Source organism: Scytonema hankhaensis NUACC26, from assembly GCF_045865695.1.
Classification (GTDB): Bacteria; Cyanobacteriota; Cyanobacteriia; order Cyanobacteriales; family Nostocaceae; genus Scytonema.
The window spans coordinates 59,601-78,440 of sequence record NZ_BAACAP010000205.1 but is presented as its reverse complement, the minus strand read 5'-3'; the positions used below and the strand labels follow the sequence as shown (position 1 = coordinate 78,440).

At 42.0% G+C, this 18,840-nt stretch carries 17 protein-coding genes and 1 rRNA gene; 8 read left to right on the top strand and 10 right to left on the bottom strand.

Annotated features, from left to right (window positions below):
• Nucleotides 1–70: ribosomal RNA gene (locus ACKTT2_RS24805) — 16S ribosomal RNA — on the bottom strand; the annotation flags it as partial.
• Nucleotides 71–384: 314 nt separating this feature from the next.
• On the opposite strand from ACKTT2_RS24805, the gene nadC reads away from it, so the two are divergent.
• The 5 genes from nadC (at nucleotide 385) to ACKTT2_RS24780 (ending at nucleotide 8,573) form a co-directional block, all read left to right on the top strand.
• The gene (nadC, locus tag ACKTT2_RS24800) at nucleotides 385–1,242 is read left to right on the top strand and encodes a carboxylating nicotinate-nucleotide diphosphorylase (RefSeq protein ID WP_407891518.1); all 858 of its coding nucleotides are present in this window, start codon (nucleotides 385–387) and stop codon (nucleotides 1,240–1,242) included.
• 80 nt (nucleotides 1,243–1,322) lie between these two features.
• Nucleotides 1,323–3,083, top strand: a complete 1,761-nt coding sequence (gene argS / locus ACKTT2_RS24795; protein ID WP_407891516.1) for an arginine--tRNA ligase — start codon at nucleotides 1,323–1,325, stop codon at nucleotides 3,081–3,083.
• A 372-nt stretch (nucleotides 3,084–3,455) separates the two neighbouring features.
• Nucleotides 3,456–3,719, top strand: coding sequence for a regulatory protein SipA (gene sipA / locus ACKTT2_RS24790; RefSeq protein ID WP_407891514.1), 264 nt, complete (start codon nucleotides 3,456–3,458; stop codon nucleotides 3,717–3,719).
• Nucleotides 3,720–3,754: 35 nt separating this feature from the next.
• Nucleotides 3,755–4,309, top strand: a complete 555-nt coding sequence (locus ACKTT2_RS24785; RefSeq protein ID WP_407891512.1) for a peroxiredoxin — start codon at nucleotides 3,755–3,757, stop codon at nucleotides 4,307–4,309.
• A gap of 484 nt (nucleotides 4,310–4,793) precedes the next feature.
• Entirely contained in the window at nucleotides 4,794–8,573 is a 3,780-nt protein-coding gene (locus tag ACKTT2_RS24780) for a PAS domain-containing hybrid sensor histidine kinase/response regulator (protein WP_407891510.1), read from the top strand.
• A 343-nt stretch (nucleotides 8,574–8,916) separates the two neighbouring features.
• On the opposite strand, the gene ACKTT2_RS24775 is transcribed toward ACKTT2_RS24780, so the two are convergent.
• The 4 genes from ACKTT2_RS24775 to ACKTT2_RS24760 all read right to left on the bottom strand — a co-directional run bounded on the left by ACKTT2_RS24775 (nucleotide 8,917) and on the right by ACKTT2_RS24760 (nucleotide 10,109).
• On the bottom strand, nucleotides 8,917–9,075 hold the full coding sequence (locus tag ACKTT2_RS24775) for a hypothetical protein (RefSeq protein WP_407891508.1): 159 nt from the start codon (nucleotides 9,073–9,075) through the stop codon (nucleotides 8,917–8,919).
• A gap of 99 nt (nucleotides 9,076–9,174) precedes the next feature.
• The gene (locus ACKTT2_RS24770; RefSeq protein ID WP_407891506.1) at nucleotides 9,175–9,351 is read right to left on the bottom strand and encodes a type II toxin-antitoxin system HicA family toxin; all 177 of its coding nucleotides are present in this window, start codon (nucleotides 9,349–9,351) and stop codon (nucleotides 9,175–9,177) included.
• A gap of 2 nt (nucleotides 9,352–9,353) precedes the next feature.
• Nucleotides 9,354–9,560 carry a type II toxin-antitoxin system HicB family antitoxin gene (locus ACKTT2_RS24765; protein WP_407891504.1) on the bottom strand — a complete coding sequence of 69 codons (207 nt, stop codon included), beginning with the start codon at nucleotides 9,558–9,560 and terminating at the stop codon, nucleotides 9,354–9,356.
• A 354-nt stretch (nucleotides 9,561–9,914) separates the two neighbouring features.
• Nucleotides 9,915–10,109 carry a type II toxin-antitoxin system HicB family antitoxin gene (locus ACKTT2_RS24760; protein ID WP_407891502.1) on the bottom strand — a complete coding sequence of 65 codons (195 nt, stop codon included), beginning with the start codon at nucleotides 10,107–10,109 and terminating at the stop codon, nucleotides 9,915–9,917.
• Nucleotides 10,110–10,436: 327 nt separating this feature from the next.
• On the opposite strand from ACKTT2_RS24760, the gene ACKTT2_RS24755 reads away from it, so the two are divergent.
• Entirely contained in the window at nucleotides 10,437–11,477 is a 1,041-nt protein-coding gene (locus ACKTT2_RS24755; RefSeq protein WP_407891500.1) for an ABC transporter ATP-binding protein, read from the top strand.
• A 152-nt stretch (nucleotides 11,478–11,629) separates the two neighbouring features.
• Here ACKTT2_RS24755 and ACKTT2_RS24750 read toward each other — a convergent pair whose 3' ends face one another.
• On the bottom strand, nucleotides 11,630–11,908 hold the full coding sequence (locus ACKTT2_RS24750; protein ID WP_407891498.1) for a helix-turn-helix domain-containing transcriptional regulator: 279 nt from the start codon (nucleotides 11,906–11,908) through the stop codon (nucleotides 11,630–11,632).
• Here ACKTT2_RS24750 and ACKTT2_RS24745 point away from each other — a divergent pair.
• Together ACKTT2_RS24745 and ACKTT2_RS24740 are read left to right on the top strand one after the other, a co-directional pair.
• Nucleotides 11,885–12,760 carry an ABC transporter permease gene (locus ACKTT2_RS24745; RefSeq protein ID WP_407891496.1) on the top strand — a complete coding sequence of 292 codons (876 nt, stop codon included), beginning with the start codon at nucleotides 11,885–11,887 and terminating at the stop codon, nucleotides 12,758–12,760. The genes ACKTT2_RS24750 and ACKTT2_RS24745 overlap by 24 nt on opposite strands.
• 297 nt (nucleotides 12,761–13,057) lie before the next feature.
• Nucleotides 13,058–13,858, top strand: coding sequence for an ABC transporter permease (locus ACKTT2_RS24740; protein ID WP_407891494.1), 801 nt, complete (start codon nucleotides 13,058–13,060; stop codon nucleotides 13,856–13,858).
• Between the two features lie 18 nt (nucleotides 13,859–13,876).
• Here the strand turns inward: ACKTT2_RS24740 and ACKTT2_RS24735 are convergent, their stop codons facing one another.
• From ACKTT2_RS24735 to ACKTT2_RS24720, 4 genes are all read right to left on the bottom strand, one after another.
• On the bottom strand, nucleotides 13,877–14,437 hold the full coding sequence (locus ACKTT2_RS24735) for an HMA2 domain-containing protein (protein ID WP_407891492.1): 561 nt from the start codon (nucleotides 14,435–14,437) through the stop codon (nucleotides 13,877–13,879).
• Between the two features lie 270 nt (nucleotides 14,438–14,707).
• Nucleotides 14,708–15,013 carry a DUF5132 domain-containing protein gene (locus ACKTT2_RS24730; protein ID WP_407891490.1) on the bottom strand — a complete coding sequence of 102 codons (306 nt, stop codon included), beginning with the start codon at nucleotides 15,011–15,013 and terminating at the stop codon, nucleotides 14,708–14,710.
• A gap of 63 nt (nucleotides 15,014–15,076) precedes the next feature.
• A complete protein-coding gene (locus tag ACKTT2_RS24725) occupies nucleotides 15,077–17,362 on the bottom strand; it encodes a heavy metal translocating P-type ATPase (protein ID WP_407891488.1) in 2,286 nt (761 codons plus the stop codon).
• Nucleotides 17,363–17,582: 220 nt separating this feature from the next.
• Nucleotides 17,583–18,728, bottom strand: coding sequence for an HMA2 domain-containing protein (locus ACKTT2_RS24720; RefSeq protein ID WP_407891486.1), 1,146 nt, complete (start codon nucleotides 18,726–18,728; stop codon nucleotides 17,583–17,585).
• Between the last annotated feature and the right edge of the window lie 112 nt (nucleotides 18,729–18,840).

Here is an 18,840-nt window from a genome sequence, read left to right as displayed (position 1 = left end):
ACCGTTCGACTTGCATGTGTTAAGCATACCGCCAGCGTTCATCCTGAGCCAGGATCAAACTCTCCGTTTTGAAAAGTTTTGTTTAGCTCTTATCTTTGGTTGATTTTTTCCCTTCAACCACGGGTTTATGCTTTACTTTCGATTGCTTGACGCTGTATAATTGCTTTCAAACTATAGAATTTTCAAGGTTCGGCACCTTCATGGCGTCGCTTTTTTGTGCGCCCGCCTCATCCGGCACTTTTCTATAGTAGCGACCTCCCTTCAGACTGTCAACTTTTTTTAGAAGATTTTTTGGAAAAGTTTTTTGATACGCCCGAAAGCCTGACAGTAAAAGGGTTTTAGGGTAAAGTGATTTTTACAGATCGATTAGGACGTTTTAAAGTCGTGAATAAATTAGGACTCTTGCCACCCACGATAGTGCTAGAACCACTACTACACTCGTTTTTATTAGAAGATATTGGTCGAGGCGATCGCACAACCCAAGCACTCATCGAGCGAGAACGAGGACAAGCAAAATGGGTAGCCAAAGCCGATGGAGTCATTGCTGGGTTACCTGTAGCAGCAAAAGTATTCAACTTACTGAACGAAAAAGTAAACTTTGTGGCAGTTGTCGCTGAAGGCGAAAGTCGAGAACGAGGAGACGTTGTTGCTGAAATCGAGGGACCTTTAGACGCACTGCTCACAGGAGAACGAGTTGCACTTAATATAGTTATGCGTCTTAGCGGCATAGCTACACTAACAAAGAAATATGTCGAGAAAATAGCCGATTTACCTACTAAGTTGGTAGATACACGCAAAACAACACCGGGGTTGAGACTGCTAGAAAAGTATGCGATCGCTATAGGAGGAGCAGTCAATCACCGGATGGGGCTAGATGATGCTGTCATGATTAAAGATAATCACATTGCAGCAGCAGGAGGAATTGGGGAAGCAATATCCCGCATACGTTACCAAGTTCCATATCCCCTAACAATAGAAGTAGAAACTGAAAATTTAGCTCAAGTCAAAGAAGCATTACAATATGGTGCGGACATCATTATGTTAGACAATATGCCCGTTGATTTGATGCGTCAGGCGGTTTCTCTCATTCGCAAACACGATAGCCGCGTTAAAATTGAGGCTTCTGGCAACATTACTTTAGAAACTATTCGTCCTGTTGCAGAGACAGGCGTAGACTACATTTCAAGTAGTGCGCCCATTACCCAATCCAGTTGGTTGGATTTGAGCATGAAAATCCAGTAATTATCCAAAAATTGTCCATTTACAATTAAAAACTATAGTTTGAAGGAAAAGAAATCCTTCAGGAGCATAAGATTTTATCTATGAAAGCTACACAAGAAAAACTAAAACTTAAATTACAAGAGGCTTTAGGTGCTGCTCTAGGCGCTGATTATGCTAATGCCGATCCATTACTAGTACCTGCTAGCAACCCAAAATTTGGAGACTACCAAGCAAATGTTGCTTTACCCCTAGCAAAGCAACTGGGACAGCAACCAAGAGCGATCGCGCAAAAAATTGTTGACAAACTCGATCTATCAGGCATTTGCAAACCTCCAGAGATTGCGGGACCTGGGTTTATCAACCTCAAGTTAGAAACAGATTACTTAATAGCACAACTCAAAGCAATTCAAACCGATCCGAGATTAGGAGTAGCACCAGCAAAAAATTCCAAACGAGTTATTGTAGACTATCCCAGTCCGAATATTGCTAAAGAAATGCACGTAGGGCATTTGCGTTCAGCAATCATTGGAGATTGCCTTTCCCGCATTGTAGAATTCATGGGTCATGAAGTTTTGCGGGTGAGTCATGTAGGAGACTGGGGAACACCCTTTGGGATGCTAATTGCCCATTTAGAAGAAGCATATCCGGAGGCTTTAACCACCACTGAAACTCTCGACTTAGGCGAGTTATCCTCATTTTACCGAGAGGCAAAGAAACGGTTTGATACAGATGAAGATTTTCGTAAAGCAGCGCATCAAGCAGTTGTCAAGCTACAAGCTGGAGATGAAAAAACCCTGCTAGCATGGAAAATCGTCTGCCAACTCTCAAGTAGAGCATATCAAGTCATATACGATTTGTTGGGACTAGCTCCCTTTATAGAAAGAGGAGAATCGTTTTATAATGCTTTATTACCTGAAGTCATAGAAGAACTAGATAAACAAGGTTTGTTAGTAGAAAACCAAGGAGCAAAGTGCGTTTTCCTTGACGGTTTTACAAATAGGGAAGGTGAACCTTTACCTTTAATCGTGCAAAAATCGGATGGTGGATATAACTATGCTGCCACAGACTTAGCAGCAATTCGCTACCGGGTTCAGGTAGAAAAAGTGCAACGAGTGATTTATCCAGTAGGTGCAGAACAAACAAACCACTTTGCTCAAATTTTTCAAGTAGGAAGAAAAGCAGGTTGGATTACAGACGTCACCGAGTTTGTTCATACCCCTTTTGGCTTAATACTTGGCGAAGATGGTCAGAAATTGAAAACTCGTTCTGGAGAAGCAGTACGATTGAGAGATTTGTTTGATGGAGCGATCGCCCATGCTCGTACAGATTTAGAACAAAGATTAAAAGAAGAAGGACGTGTTGAAACAGAAGAATTCATTGCTGATGTAGCGCAGGTAGTTGGGATAAGTGCAGTTAAATATGCTGACCTTAGCCAAAACCGTACCAGTAACTATATTTTCAGCTATGACAAGATGCTTGCCTTAAAAGGCAACACTGCCCCATATATGCTCTATGCTTACGTCAGAACTCAAGGTATCAGCCGTGAAGGTAACATCGATTATGGCAAAATCAAAGCAGATGCACCAATTATTCTGCAAGAAGAATTAGAACTAACTTTAGCAAAGCATTTGTTACAGTTAGATGAAATACTCATGGAAGTTGAAAAAGATTTGCTACCAAATCGCTTGTGTGAGTACTTGTATCAGTTGAGCCAAAAGTTCAATCAATTCTTTGAAAATTGCCCAGTCCTTAAATCTGAAGAACCCGTGCGAACATCGCGACTAATACTGTGCGACCTGACAGCAAGAACTTTGAAGCTTGGATTATCTTTACTAGGAATCAATGTTTTAGAAAGAATGTGAGGAGCTTCCAAATCAAAAATCTCTCAAAACTTCTTGTGGGATGGGCGTCCCCGCCCACCACTATCATTAAAACGGGCAAGGATGCTCCGCAGTCGCACGCCACTTACTTCAACGGGGGGAACCCCCCGCAGTCGCCTCAACGGGGGGAACCCCCGCACGGCGCTGCTCTCTGTCCCACAAATTGAGTATTTGCCTTTATGCAGATATAGAAAAGTACCATCAAAAAATTTGGCAAGCGCCATAGTATATTGCTTCTCACTTTCCACTCTAAAATTACCGAGCTTAGTAGGGTGGGCAATGCCCACCAATAGTGGATTTCAAAAATTCAAGAGGAGTCCTATAGTAATTAGCAATTAGCAATTAACAAAAATTATGTCTAAAGAATTTGCCATTGGTAGTAGAGTCCGCGTTGTCGCACTACCACCCTATGTAAAAACTGCTGAACCCATGCCTATGCTGCGCCCTCCTGATGTCATTTGCCTTGGGGAAGAAGGTATAGTTCTCAATCGCCGTCCTGGCGGATACTGGGGTATTCGCTTCACTAAAGGCGCTTTTCTCCTTGACAGTCAATATATTGAACCTGTAGAGACAACTTCAGAATCTTCTGTTTCTCAGAATGGCGACGAGAAACTGTAAACTTATATTAAGTTACGTTTCTGGCATATATGGTAATGATTTCCCGCCGCACTTTTTTGAACATATTACTTGCTAGCTGTTTTGCTATCACCAGTTGGTTGAATTTTGCTCCAGTTGCCAATGCTCTTGGTGGAAAACTTCCAGCAATTAATCAACCCGCACCAAGTTTTACATTACCAACGAACACTGGTGATGGCAAACTTTCTCTCTTGGATCTACATGGTAAATGGATAGTACTTTACTTCTATCCCAAAGATTTTACCTCTGGTTGTACTCTAGAAGCCCGCCGTTTTCAGCAAGACTTGCCAAAATATATCCGAAAAAATGCTCAAATCATTGGCGTTAGTGCGGATGATGTCAATTCTCATGCTGAATTTTGTGATTCAGAAGGTCTAAAATTCCCCTTGTTATCAGATACTAACGGTACAGTTAGCAAAGCCTACGGTTCTTGGATGAACTTTGTGTCAGTGCGCCATAGTTTTATCATCGATCCAAATGGTATCCTACGCGAGACTTTTGTGAAAGTGAATCCTGCTACCCATAGTAAAGAAGTCTTCGCTCGACTTGAAGAGTTGCAGAAAACAGCATGAGGAAAGCAGTTTTCAGATAAATATACAAAAGTATTTTCTTGTGCTGTGTGGTACTGTGGTACGGGCGTCCTCGCCCGTACTGAATAAAAGAACGGGCGAGGACGCCCGTACCACAAGAAGAATGGGTGAATAAAAGAACGGGCGAGGACGCCCGTACCACAAGAAGAATGGGTGAATAAAAGAACGGGCGAAGACGCCCGTACCACAAGAAGAATGGGTGAGGACGCCCATACCACAAGAAGAATGGGTGAGGACGCCGACCCTACAACCTATAGTTTGTTAATCTGAAAATTGGAGGCAAAAAATATGTAAAAAGGTAGATGAGAACAAAAGCAAAAATCTGAGATGATGAACTAAAAAATATAATTTGTATAAAAAACGCTTTGTTTACTATGAAAATATGATGTGGTAGCAAAGCTTTAAAGGTTAAGAGATAAGTCACTTGCACCAACAAAGTTCACATCAACTCTCTTCACATTCAGTGATGGCACGAACTGCGAGTACGATCGCCGCCAGTATTGGTTTATTAGTATTAATTGGCTGGTGTTTGAATCAAAAATTGCTGACATCGGTGCTCTCTTTCGGTACGGGAAGTATGGAGGTAGATACAGCATTTTGCTTCTTGTTGTCTGGCATATCCCTATGGCTGTCATTAAACGCACAAGAGAAAAAAGAAAGAATTGGTCTTACTATCTTTAGTAAATTCTGCGCGATCGCTGTTCTGATTACTGCTTTATTTACAGTTAGTCAATACGTGTTCCACTGGAATTTCAGAATTGATGAACTATTACATAGTGACTTCCTAAAAGGTTTAGGGATAACCCATTGGAAAGGTATGGGTATAAACACAGCACTAAACTTTTTAGTAATTGGTAGGGCTTTAGAACTAGTATGTCAATCCAAAACTCATCGCAGCTATTGGTATGCTCAAGTTTTTACTCTCGTCGCCTGTTTAATATCCTTGCAGGCTATCATTGGATATGCCTATGGAGTGACTGTATTATATAATTTTCAACACCAAGATTCGGGAATGGTACTTAATACAGCACTGACATTTATAGTGCTTTGTATTGGTATTTTATACGCTCATCCCAATCAAGGATTAATGCGGTTAATAAATAGCGATACTTATAGTGGCTTGCTAGCACGACGATTACTGTGGGTTGCGATCGCAGTTCCCCTAGTGTTAGGATGGCTGACTTTAAAAGGGCTGACAGCAGGATTATACGAACCAGAATTGGCAGTATCCTTACTTGTGGTGGTCTTAATTGTCAGTTTCTGTGTTTTTATATGGGAAAGCGCCGCAGCATTAGAAAGATTGGGAAAGCAACGCGATCGCGTTAAAGAAGTTCTGAAGGTCAATGAAGAGAAACTAAGTAGCTTTGTAGATTCTAACGTGATTGGCATTCTCTTTGGTGACATTTACGGGCGCGTCCGTAAAGCCAACGACGAATTTTTACGGATGATTGGCTACACTAAAGAAGATTTAGAAGCAGACAAAATAAAATGGACAGAGATTACACCGCCCGAATATTTACCTTTAGATGCAGAACGGATTAGTGAAGCGATTTCCAAAGGTGCTTGTACGCCTTATGAAAAAGAATATATCTGTAAAGATGGTAGTCGTATACCAGTTTTACTTGGTTATAGTTTGGTTGGAGAAAATCGTGAAGAATCCGTTGCATTTATTCTCGATTTAAGTGCTCAGAAGCAAGCAGAACAAGCATTACGGCAAAGTGAAGAACGGTTCAGGTTAGCATTAGATAATATTCCCGATGTTTTTGCAATTTACAATGCCAAAAGACAAATACAGTTTGTAAATGCAGCTGCATTAGATCGAATTAAGAAGCCCAAAGAAGAACTTGTTGGAAAAACAGACGAAGAAATATTTCCACCAGAAGTCATACAACCTTATCTTCCCACTTTGATTGAAGCACAGGAAACTCGAACTTTACAAAAGACAGAGGTAACAATTACTTTACCTGATTATGGAAAATTTACAACGGAAATTAAATATTTGCCGCTCTTAGATAAAAAGGGAGAAATCGAACAAATTCTTGCATTCACAAATGATATTACAGAACGCAAACAAGTAGAGGAAACACTCCGCAACCAACAAAAATGGTTGGAAGATTTGCTCAATCTTATGCCAATGCCAATGCTGTTGATAGAACAAGGAACGGCAAAGGTAACTTTTGCAAATGTTGCTGCTGATAAAGTGGCTGGAGGAAAATTTCCCAAAGCAGAATCATTGAAAGATTACAATACATACTATTACACTACAGATGTAGCAGGAAATCCTATTCCAGTAGAAGAAGCTCCTGGGGTGAGAGTGGCTCGTGGCGATCGCATTGAAGGGTTTGAATTAGATTGGCATACACCAATAGGGATTCGCTCTCTCCTGATATTTGCCGATACTTTACCAGCCATGCACGGTTACCCAGCAACATGTGTTTTGGTGTTTCAGGACATTACTAACTTGAAACAGGTGGAAAAAGCACTTTCGCTAGGTTACAAGAGACTTCAGCTGTTATTTAGTACAGCTAGCGATTTACTATCAAGCCAACACCCAGTTGAACTCATTGAGAGTTTATTTAAAAAACTTTCAGAACAAATTCGGTTGGATACTTACTTTAATTATTTGGTTGATGAAGATAAACGGAGTTTACAGTTAGCATCTTATGCAGGGATTTCTGAAGAACAAGTCAAAGAAATTGAAAGGCTTGAATTTGGTCAAGCAGTGAGTGGTACAGTATCGGAACAACGCCATCCTATAGCTTTGGAGAACGTACAGCAGTTAACTGATGCAAAAACAGAATTTCTACGATCTATTGGAATTCAAGCATATTATAGTTATCCTTTAATAGCTCAAGGAAAACTTTTAGGAACGCTTGCCTTTGGCAGTCGCACTCAGATAAAATTTACCCAAAATGAAATGGGTATGATGCAAGCAGTTTGCGATCGAATTGCTATTGCAATGGAACGTGCAAAGCTCATCGCCTCTTTACAGCAGCAAACGGAACAGCTTAAAGAAGCAAATCGCATGAAGGATGAGTTTCTAGCAATTTTATCCCATGAATTGCGATCGCCCCTCAATGCAATTCTTGGTTGGACGCAGTTACTACGTTCTCGACGCAAACTCGATGAAACCAAAGTTGCAAAAGCATTAGAGACAATTGAGCGTAATGCTAGGGCGCAAACACAGCTTATAGAAGATTTGTTAGATATTTCGCGCATGATTAGAGGCAAATTACGCCTTAATGTCCGTCCTTGCAATCTAATTTCTATTATTGAAGCTGCATTGGAAACAGTTCGTTTAGCTGCTGAGACAAAAGAAATCGATTTAAAGTTTTGTGTTCTGGGGGATAGGGGACTGGGGATTGGCGATTGGCAAATCGTGGGTGACAGCGAACGCTTGCAGCAAATTATATGGAATTTACTATCAAATGCCATTAAATTTACTCCACAAGGGGGTCGTGTTGAAATACGCTTGAAACTCACAAGGGATGAGGAATCGTTACATCATTCCAATTCCCAATTTCCATTATCCTATGCTCAAATTCAAGTAAGTGACACTGGTATTGGTATTACCCCTGATTTTCTTCCATACGTCTTCGATCGTTTTCGCCAAGCTGATAGTTCTACAACAAGATCCTATGGTGGGCTAGGATTAGGGTTAGCAATTGTGAGTCATTTAGTAGAATTACATGGTGGTAGCGTTCGTGTAGATAGTCCGGGTGAGGGACAAGGCGCTACTTTTACAGTCAAGCTACCTATTCTTGGTAAGAAAGAGAAGGAAGACAAGGAAACGAGAAAACAGGAGGACATAGAAAAAAAGGAAACCTTCACCTCTGCACCCTCTCTGTTAGGTGTTCGCGTATTGGTTGTAGATGACGAAGCAGACACCCGTGATTTTCTAAGCACTATGCTGCAACAATGTCAAGCTGAAGTCAAAGCAGTGGGATCTGCACGAGAAGCGCTAGAAGCGATCGCACACTGGAGACCAGATGTTTTAGTCAGCGACATTGGCATGCCAAATGAAGATGGTTATGCTTTAATTCGTGAAGTGCGATCGCTCGAACGCACTGGAAAAATTCCGCTTTCAGAACAAGGTGCAAAGATACCTGCTGCTGCATTAACAGCTTATGCAAGAGCAGAAGATAGAATGCGAGCCTTACAGGAAGGTTTTCAGATACATTTACCCAAACCTGTTGAACCTGCAGAGTTAGCCACAGTCATTGCGAGCTTGGCTGGAAGAACCTAGCAAATTCTCCAAATGATTGCTACACGCGATCCCCCTAAATCCCCTTTAAAAAGGGGGACTTTAAAGAGTTTCCCCCCTTCACAAGGGGGGCTAGGGGGGAGCTCAATCTGTTGCTTTAATACAGAGAATTGGTATAAGACACGGATTCAGGGACTTCCAAATAAAAAATAACCAACTTTCTCTTGTGGTACCCAGAGCAGTGCGTTGCGGAGAGCAGCGCCGCGCGGGGGTTCCCAGAGTTGAGGCGACTGCGGAGCTTCTAGCCCGTCACTAACAAAGAACGGGCGAGGACGCCCGTCCCACAAGATGGATAATTTATTGCTTGTACATCCCTTAGTATTACTTATAGTTGCTCAATCCTACTTTGTAACTCAACAAGATCGGGATATTGATGGACATCAAGTTGATTCAGCGCCCAATCAAAAAAAGCATTCAAGGAGATATACCGAGATTCTCGTTGTTGCATAGCTTTTTGAATGTCTTTACCATGAAACCAAATCAAATATTGCTTCTGAGTCCAATATTAATTTAACAGGTACACAACGCAAACAAATTCGTGAAGCCCTTATAGACGCTTTCCCTAGTAAAAATGATTAAAAAATTATGGGCGCAGCAACCGAGGGGAAATATCACGCCCTTTGTGAAACGGAACGGTTGTTCCTCTACCGTCTTCATGACGGAACTGCTTATGTGAGCCTTTCTGACGCACCTCTACAAAGCCAAGGCTCTCCAATATCTTAACGACTTCTTGTGGTTTCAGAACAGGTATGTTGCTCATGCTTAATAGATAACAATCTGTTGCGTACCAACAAATTCTGTCTCGAACATGACCTCTTCGTCCTCCAAAAGCATCTCAATCACTTCACGCAAATTTTCTTGTAGCTCATCCAAGGTTGCTCCCTGGGAATGCGCTCCGGGAAATCCAGGGACATATCCCACATAAAGCTTGGTATCAGAATCTTCGACGATCGCAGTGAAGGTTTTCATGATATCGATATTATGAAGGAGTTCATTTACTCACAGCATAGCACTTGCGTTGGGTTGTACTTAAAACCACTTGCACTTACAGAGGTTTTTAATTAAGCGATCGTTGAAAAATTTTATTATTTTCTCACAAATCTAATAGAATTCTATATTGGTTGGCAAATTTCAACAACTTTGGCAGAATATGAAAGGTAAGTTGAAGTTAAATATAAAGTTTAACCTATGACTTGTGTGGTAATACTCACTGCTATTCCTATAGAGTACATGGCAGTTCGCTCCCATCTGACTGACCTTCAAGAAATAGTACATGACCAAGGTACAATTTACGAACAAGGAAAATTTAATGACAATGGCAAGTCATGGGATATTGGGATTGTTGAGATAGGTGCAGGAAATACGGGTGCTGTTATGGAAGTAAAGTTCTATAGCTTCTTGAATATTTGCCAATGCTTCATCAACATTCTCACCCTCACTAATACAACCAGGTAATGAAGGAACATAAACGGTGTAGCCACCTTCATCGCTTGGTTCAAGAATGACTCTTAGTTTCATATTTCTATAATAGTTAAAACAATCTATTGGTATAATAACTCTAGCAATCTTGCGATGGCTGTAGAATTTATTCTTGCTGCAAGTTTATCCCAACATGATGACGCTTCAGAATCCGCTTGTCAATATGAAAGAGCGTTAATCAACATTTTTTGTTATGACTCCAAATTAAAAACGATTTTGACTGCATTAGTTCATATGTATATGCTTGCAAGCAAGGTTTTTACTTATCTTTATGGGATTTTGTAAAGTTTGTATATTTTAATGCGTTTGTCCTAACCTCACGAGCGATCGCCAAGTGTACCGGAGGTCATATCCTACAACAAGGTAATGAAAATTTCTTACCCTACTCCCTACTCCCTATTTCCTATGTCTCATATTTTTGTCGAAGACCTCAAAAAGACTTTCTTTATTTCCGAACGCTCCTCTGGAGTGTTCGGTTCAATACGAGGGCTTGTACAGCGAAAAACTAGAGAAGTTCGTGCATTAAAAGGTGTTTCGTTTTCACTGGAACAGGGAGAACTTATAGGATATATCGGTCCAAATGGAGCGGGTAAATCGACTACTATTAAGATTTTGAGTGGTATTCTAGTCCCTTCGAGTGGAAAATGTATAGTTGGCGATCGCACTCCTTGGACGGATAGAATCCAGCACGTTGGTCGTATTGGTGTTGTATTTGGTCAGCGAACGCAACTATGGTGGGATCTACCAGTCATGGAGTCTTTCGATTTGCTTCGAGATATTTATCGCGTTCCACATTCAAAGTATCTCAAGACGCGAACGGAAATGATTGATTTGCTCGATCTTTCCAGCTTTCTCTCGACCCCAGTGAGACAGTTAAGCCTCGGTCAAAGGATGTGCTGTGATTTTGCAGCCGCAATGCTTCACAGACCTGAGATTCTTTTTCTTGATGAACCCACTATCGGACTTGATGCTGTTTCAAAGCTTGCTGTGAGAAAATTTATCAAAACGCTAAATAAAACTCATAAAGTCACCACCATCCTAACCACTCATGATATGGATGATATTGAAGCACTGTGCGATCGCGTCATTATTATTGGTGGAGGTGAGATTCTTTGTGATGGTTCTCTCGCAAGATTGCGTTCTCAAGTTTCCTCGCGTCGGTACTTAAGAATTGACTTAATAAAGGATGACTTTTCGTTTGAGGAAGAAGGGGTCAGTATTATCTCCAAGGAAGGGCGCACCGTAACTCTTGCTTTCGATCCTACAAAGCTTTCTGCTGCATCGCTAATTAGCCAGGTTACCTCAAAACACGAAGTAGAGGATCTTTTTGTGGAAAATCCACCTATCGAGGAGATAATTGCTGAACTGTATGCAAACTCTGAAGGGATCTTGAGATCCCCTGGGTAGTTCACTTACCAGATTCTACCTGAATTGGTTATAGGGTCAGGCGGTCGCCCAGGCTTGGCAAAATATAGCGGTTTTCAATTGAGTACAATACATAAAAAAAGTTATGGAACCGCAGATGAACGCAGATGGACGCGGATAAATCTGTACTTCATTCAAGTGAAAACCGCTATAAGGCTAATGGTTTGCAGTTCGGGGTTCCCTTTTTCTGGCAAAACTCTGTAAAGATTTTGGCAGTTCAGACCAGTTTTTTCCGCAAGCTGTGTCAAACCTCCCTGTGCTTCCGCCACATTTCGCAAAGCTTCTAGAAAAAACGGTAAATCCCCATCTTGTCCGTACTCCTCAAGAGCAATCTCCAGATAAGCACCAGCCATGTCTGGATCTCTTAGCTGCTCAATCACTACCTCATCATGAGTTCTCAGTCTCTTGCTCATCGTGTTCCTCCTGATAGTTTAACTGGATATGATATGAAAGCATATTGGTCATTGTTTGTTGCGAGATTTGCGCTTCTGTTGCAATATCGTACTGCTGCTTTAGCAGGAGTAGCAACTCAACTTTTTTGGGGTTTTGTGAAGGTCATGGTTCTTGAAGCGTTCTTTACTCACTCAACCTCTGCTCAACCTATGACTTTCCGCGAAGCCACAGGATACGTGTGGCTTGTCCAAGCGTTTTTGATAGCGGTTGTCCCTTGGGGAGGTGATAAAGAAGTTCAAGAACTCATACGTTCTGGTGCGGTAGGATACGATCTTCTTCGACCCACTGACCTTTATAATTTTTGGTTGACTCGCGCTTTAGCACTTCGCACAGCACCCCTGATACTTCGTGGTATTCCGCTTCTTATTATCACAATGTTTCTTTTTCCTATTGTAGGGCTTTCGGAGCGATCGCTGTCTTTGCCTCCCTCCTTTGCTGCTGGAGTTGCATTTGTTCTTGCGTTTATTGGTGGAATTCTGCTTTCCTCTGCAATCACAATGCTTCTTACTGTATCAATGATGTGGACAATTTCTGGCGAGGGAATCAATAGCGTACTTCCCAATCTGATTACTATTTTCTCTGGAATGATTATTCCTTTGCCACTTTTCCCTGAATGGCTCAAGCCTTTCTTAAACTTTCTTCCCTTCTCTGGGTTGCTAGATAAACCTTTTCGCCTTTTTACTGGAAATCTTTTACCAAACCAATTATTTAATGTCTTGCTGCATCAAATTTTCTGGATATTTGTCATTATTATCCTGGGGCGTTTCCTAGTGAAGTATGGTGTAAAAAAACTCGTCATTCAAGGAGGATAAGCTTGGGTTTTACCCCACCCTAACCCTCCCCTTGAAAAGGGGAGGGAAATAGATTTTCAATTTCCCCCCTTTCCAAGGGGAGGGAACTAGATTTTCAATTTCCCTCCTTTCCAAGGAACCAGAAATCCAATTTCCCCTCTTTCCAAGGAACCAGAAATCCAATTTCCCCCCTTTCCAAGGAATCAGAAATCCAATTTCCCCCCTTTCCAAGGAACCAGAAATCCAATTTCCCCCCTTTCCAAGGGGGGATTAAGGGGGGTAAATTTGACATTTTAAAATCAAAGGAACAAAGCGAGCATGAATAATTTTTTACTTTATTTCCGCTATATTTCTGTATCTTTCAAGGCACAAATGCAGTATAAATTGTCCTTCTGGCTGCAAATATTAGGGCAATTTTTAGGAACTCTTATTGAATTTTTCGGAATCTGGGCGCTATTTACTCGTTTTAATAGTATCGGTACGTGGACTCTTTCCGAAGTTGCTTTATTTTATGGCACGATCAATATTTCTTTTGCTTGTGCTGATGCTCTCGGACGGGGATTTGATTCATTCTCAAAAATAATTAAAAACGGAGACTTTGACCGTTTACTGCTTCGTCCACGTACAACAGTACTTCAACTTTTAGGCATAGAATTTACATTGAAACGAATAGGACGATTTTCTCAAGGAATTGTCGTTATGGGATGGTCGCTTTCAACTCTCCACATTCCTTTTACCATTAAAACATTGTGGCTTTTAAGCACTTCATTGATTGGCGGTGTTGCACTTTTTGTTGGCATCGTCATTATACAAGCAACGCTGACATTTTGGACCATCGAGTCTCTCGAAATCATGAATATCCTCACTTATGGAGGAGTTGAAACGGCTCAGTATCCTATGTCAATTTATGGCAAGTGGTTTCAGCGCTTCTTTACTTTCTTAGTACCTCTTGCTTGTGTCAGCTATTTTCCTTTACTAGCAGTGCTTGAAAAAGAAAGCATTTTTCGAGTACCCCTGTGGTTTTGTTACGTTTCGCCAATAGCAGGAATTCTTTTTCTTATTGTTGCTTTGAAACTTTGGAAATTAGGGGAACGATACTATTGTTCCACTGGTAGTTAGTACACAAGTTTTATTCTCTTAACTTTCTGGCTCGTTTGTTGAGTGCTGTGAGGTCATTCCGTGGAGTTTAATAAAGCTATCAAAGGCATACCACGCCAACACATACCAAGGGATAATCTCGAATTGTAATCCCTGTGTTAGTAATTTCCGAATAGAAAGAATACCCAACCCTAATGGAAAAAGGAAGCGCAGATCGACAGAGTTATTAGTTGCTTTTTTCACTCGCTTATTCAAGTCCACTACAGCATCAGATACCCCGGCTGCAGCTTCAGATTTTCCTAGTGTTATTTCAGCAAAGATAATGCCTAAATCTCGTAAAGTTGCAAGGACATTTTCAAGACTGCCATCTTGAGTGTCGTGCTGTATGACGATACTGCCATTTTGAATGTTAGTTCTGACATGGCTAATATTTGGTTGAGCCTCTAGGGCTTTTGCAATGCGTTCCATATCTCCCAATTGGCGCTGCTGGGATGCAACTCTCAAACGTAGTCGTCCTGGTGTGGAACTGACAACTTTTGTAGATATGGGTTTAGTAAATGTAGACCTTGTTCTACATTCTTCTTGTATTGTTTTTGGCATTTCGGTCAGATAAGTAGAGTAACCGTTGTTAATCAATTTCTTATTTCTCGTAAATTAAGGGCTGTGAATGCAGTTTTAGCGTTGTTTTTACCCCTCCCTAACCCTCCCCGATGCATTGGGGAGGGAACCAGAAATTCAATTTCCCCCGTTTGCAAGAATTAGATCCGCTCTGGAAAAAATGCAAAGCGGGCTAGAGGGGACCAGAAATTCAATTTCCCCCCTTTGCAAGGGGGGATTAAGGGGGGTATCCAACTTGTGAAGTGAAGATACCTACAAACCGTTGTCAGAGTTGTCAACTGAGGTTCCTGCAACATCAACAGCTGGTAGTTGTCTGCCTTCAGCTAGTTCTGCTCTTGCTTCAGCTACCATGTCTTCCCAACTTTCGCCGAGTTCAGCAACAGCGCCTCTGCTTTTTTCAAAAAGAACGAGTCCGCTCTTGATGATAGACTTGGCTATTGGCTTACCAATTCCAGCAACGACGGGAATAACGACAGGTGCAAGAAGAACTGCACCAATACCAGCGATGATACCGGGTGCGCCTGCGTCTTCAACAAAATCAGTAATTTTTGGTGCCATGATTCTTTCCTCCAGAAATTAGTAAAACACACTAGGGTACTCTTGTTACCACAACTATCTCATCTAGCTGAGGGGAGAGTTTTGCGATACGGCTTTAGCCGTTAAGCTTCGCTTATCGCGACTTCTAAGAATTGGGCGCAAACCGTTGACGCCTGCAACAACTGTGGAACCGTTGTTTACCATCGTCGCTGCTAAGGGATTTAGACCAAACAACACTGCTACGACTAATGCAGCTAAATTGGGAACAGCAATCATCGCTGTATTTTGCTGAATTAATTGTTTGGCTTTACGAGCAATCTCAATTCCCTCTAACAAACCATGCAAATCATTTTGCATGAGCACGACATCTGCTGTTTCACGGGCAATGTCAGAGCCATTGGCAAAAGAAACAGAAACATCAGCGTATGCTAAAGCAGGCGAATCATTGATACCGTCACCAACAAATGCAACTGTTTTCCCTTGTTCGTGTAGTTCGCGGACAACCGTTGCTTTCTGCTCGGGAAAAGCTTCTGCATGGGTATGGGTAGGGGAAATACCAAGTTCAGCAGCAACGGCGCTAGCAGTCTGCCTGTTATCTCCAGTTAGCATATGGACTTCCACACCTTCGACTGTTAACAGTTTTGCGATAACTTCCCGACTTTCTGAACGCAGTATGTCACTATATTTTATTATACCTTGCAGTTGACCATTGCTTGCTACATAAATCGTTGAAGTCGCTTTCTTTTCGGTGCCATCAAGCCGTTCCATGGAAATGCCAACTTGTTCTAAAAGCCGTTCGCTGCCAACATAAACAGTTTCTCCGTCAATCTCTGCTTGTACCCCTAAACCGAGTTGATAATCCCATTTCCCACGGGTTGGAATTTCAATTTTTTGTTCCTCTGCATACCGCACGATCGCTTCTGCAACTGGATGTGTTAAACGTTGTTCGGCTGCAGCTGCTAATTGCAGCACTCGTGTTGGTGAAGTGTTTGGATTCAAACTTTCTACACTCACGACAGCCGCTTCACCTCTTGTCAGAGTACCCGTCTTATCAAAAACAACAGTGTCGATCTCTGCAAGTTTTTCCAATGCGCGTCCGCTACGAATCAAAACGCCTCTTCGTGCTGCATAAGTTAATGCTGCTAACACGGTGGTTGGGACTGAAACCCTAATACCAGTTGCAAAGTCAAGGGTTAATACGCTGGCTGCTCTGGCTGGGTTGCGAGTTGTAGCAAACACAATCCCACCCAGTAATAAAGTTGGTAAAACAGCTTTCTGGGCAATTTTTGCAGCGTAGTTTTCCATTCGGGTATCGTGAACGGGTGCTTGTTGCATTAATTGAATGCTCTGTCCAGCACAAGTGTCGTTACCTACCCGTTCTGTTGATATATAAATCCGTCCCTCTCTCACGAGGGTTGAAGCATAAACGGTTTGTCCTTTCTTTTTCAAGACTGGCATAGATTCTCCAGTCAGCTTTTGCTCGTCTAGTAATGCTTTTCCTCGCACGATCGCACCGTCAACTGGTACTTGTTCTCCGGGATAAACGATGACTGTATCCCCTTTTTGCACGTCTTGGATAGGGATTTGTACCTTCTCTCCATCGCGTTCTATCCAGGCGAACTGTCCGAGGGAACTTAACAAATCTAGTGTTTGTTGGGCAGAAGAACGAGCCGTGCGATCGCGTATATTCTCGCCAACTTCAATTAACCCTAGCATGAGTGCGGGGGTGAGAAATTGACCTTGAAGCGTTGTAATGGCGATCGCCATAAAATCAAGAAAGTCAATATTGAATTTCTTTTCTACCGTAATTCCTTCCCAAGCTCGTTGAACTACAGGCAATGTTGTAATAGCTATAGTCGTCGCTATCATCAGGGGTGGAATCGGTAGCCCAAAAGGTCCAGCCAGCACGGCTAAAATTGCTGTCACAGCTGAAAGTTGCACACCAGGCCATGGTTTTTCCGTTTCGCTGTCATCCGCTTTTTTTAAAGTCGAAGGCTTGAGAACAATAACGTCACTGGCTGCTTGAATCAAATAACTCAGATGCGATCGGACTTTGGCTTCCGTTGCTTTACCGATCTTATAAGTGACTGTCAGTGAAGACGCTGCAGGCTTAATACGTACACTTGAAAATTGGGCATCCGCTTCTAACAAGACTTGAAGGCGCTGTGCATAATCCTTATCGTAACGCAGGCGAGGTACTCGCAACCTCAACCGTCCTGGAACTGTATGGACAAGGTTGTGTTGGACTTTGGATTGAGTTGATACGTGTCCATTTTTATCTTTTAAAGCAGCTTTCCCATTCCTTTCAGGAAGCACTACTTCGGCAAGATGAAATCTGGAGGTTGGTATTTGCACGCTAAGTTCTGCCATTTCTTTGCTCGCATAAAAAATAAAGACTGTTTAACTTTGTGATTTTCTAGAGCCGACTCAACGGGATAACCATAGGTTGAAGAAATCTTCAACCTTTCTATTGCCTTAATTATGGGATTTTTGCAAAATTTTCGCTTCGTTCCTAGGCTCTATGAATTGGTTGCTTGCTAGCCACCGATCTAACTAACTCAACATTTTGATATGGCTTGTTTCAAAACTCTTATGACACCATATCTAATGGAAAGTTAGCCATGAAGGATAAGGCTGTAGAGAGAGCCGGCGTTTTGTAATCAGACCATAAACCAGCGTCTTCCAACACTCTTTCCTCGTTCGTCCTTATGGATAGTATCGATTGGATAGACTGATTTTCTTCTGGTTCTGGAAGTTGTTGCTCAATTGGAGTCTTTACAGACGGTGTTTGCGGGATTGTCTCATCAGCCAACTGCATCAAATTTGCCCAGTGGGAAACTGGTATTTGACTGGTATAGGTAATAGCAACTGAAGCTGCGTCGGAATTTACCCTTACAGTTGTCACGTGAGAGTCTGTCTTGAGCAATCTCTCAAGTCTTTTAGCATATGCGCGATCGCGTGCAACGCGGGGGACATTAAATCTAATCCGTCCTGGAATGGCGTGAACGACGTTGTATGTAATTTTTGCAGACAGAGCTGCTGTGCCGATAGATGTTTGCTCCACTTTTGATAACAGCGATTGGTCAGGTTTATTGAGTTTTACAGCCGAATCTTTGTCTCCATCATTTGATGAGTTTTTTTCTGCTGCTGAAAATTGCGATTCTAGATAACTTATAACACGACGGGTTGCATTAGCTGTAATGAAGTATACAGGAAATGCAGCAATCCCCACGATCCCCAGCCTTCTGGTTACCGCTAATCCGGCAAATAAGGGAATAAACGAAATTCCCTGTTCTTTCCAAAAATCTGGAGATTTCCAAGCCGCAAAAGGGTCTGTCTTACTTTCAGAATGAGACAGCGATCGCTGCTTTACACCAAATGACTGGAGTAACTCCAACATTTGGGACAAAGAAAGTCTCTGCTCATCAAAGTTAATGACCAAACTGCCCGTTTGCTCATTGACATATACTTCCTCGATCCCATCTCGCCGATGTAAACTTTGGCAGATAGTGTCAAGCTTTGAGTTATCACCCCCGTCAATAGCACGGACTCGGATGCGCCCTGATGTTGCGTAGATAATGTACAACTCGCCTAAAGACGGTTGCCCTGTTGACTGTGCCCCAGATTGTTTTGTCTCTTTATTCACTTCATCGCCCTTCAGATGAGAAGAGACTAAGCCGTCAGATTTTTGCAAACCGAGACTTAATCTCTTGCGACTACTGATAGTTTTGGTCATTCACCCGATAGCTTAATCCAGCCAAAAGGTTAACATTAGGTTAAATGTAACCCAAAAATTTGAGTAAGTGGTCATTCTTTAGAATTATTTATCTTTAAGTATTGTTAAGCAC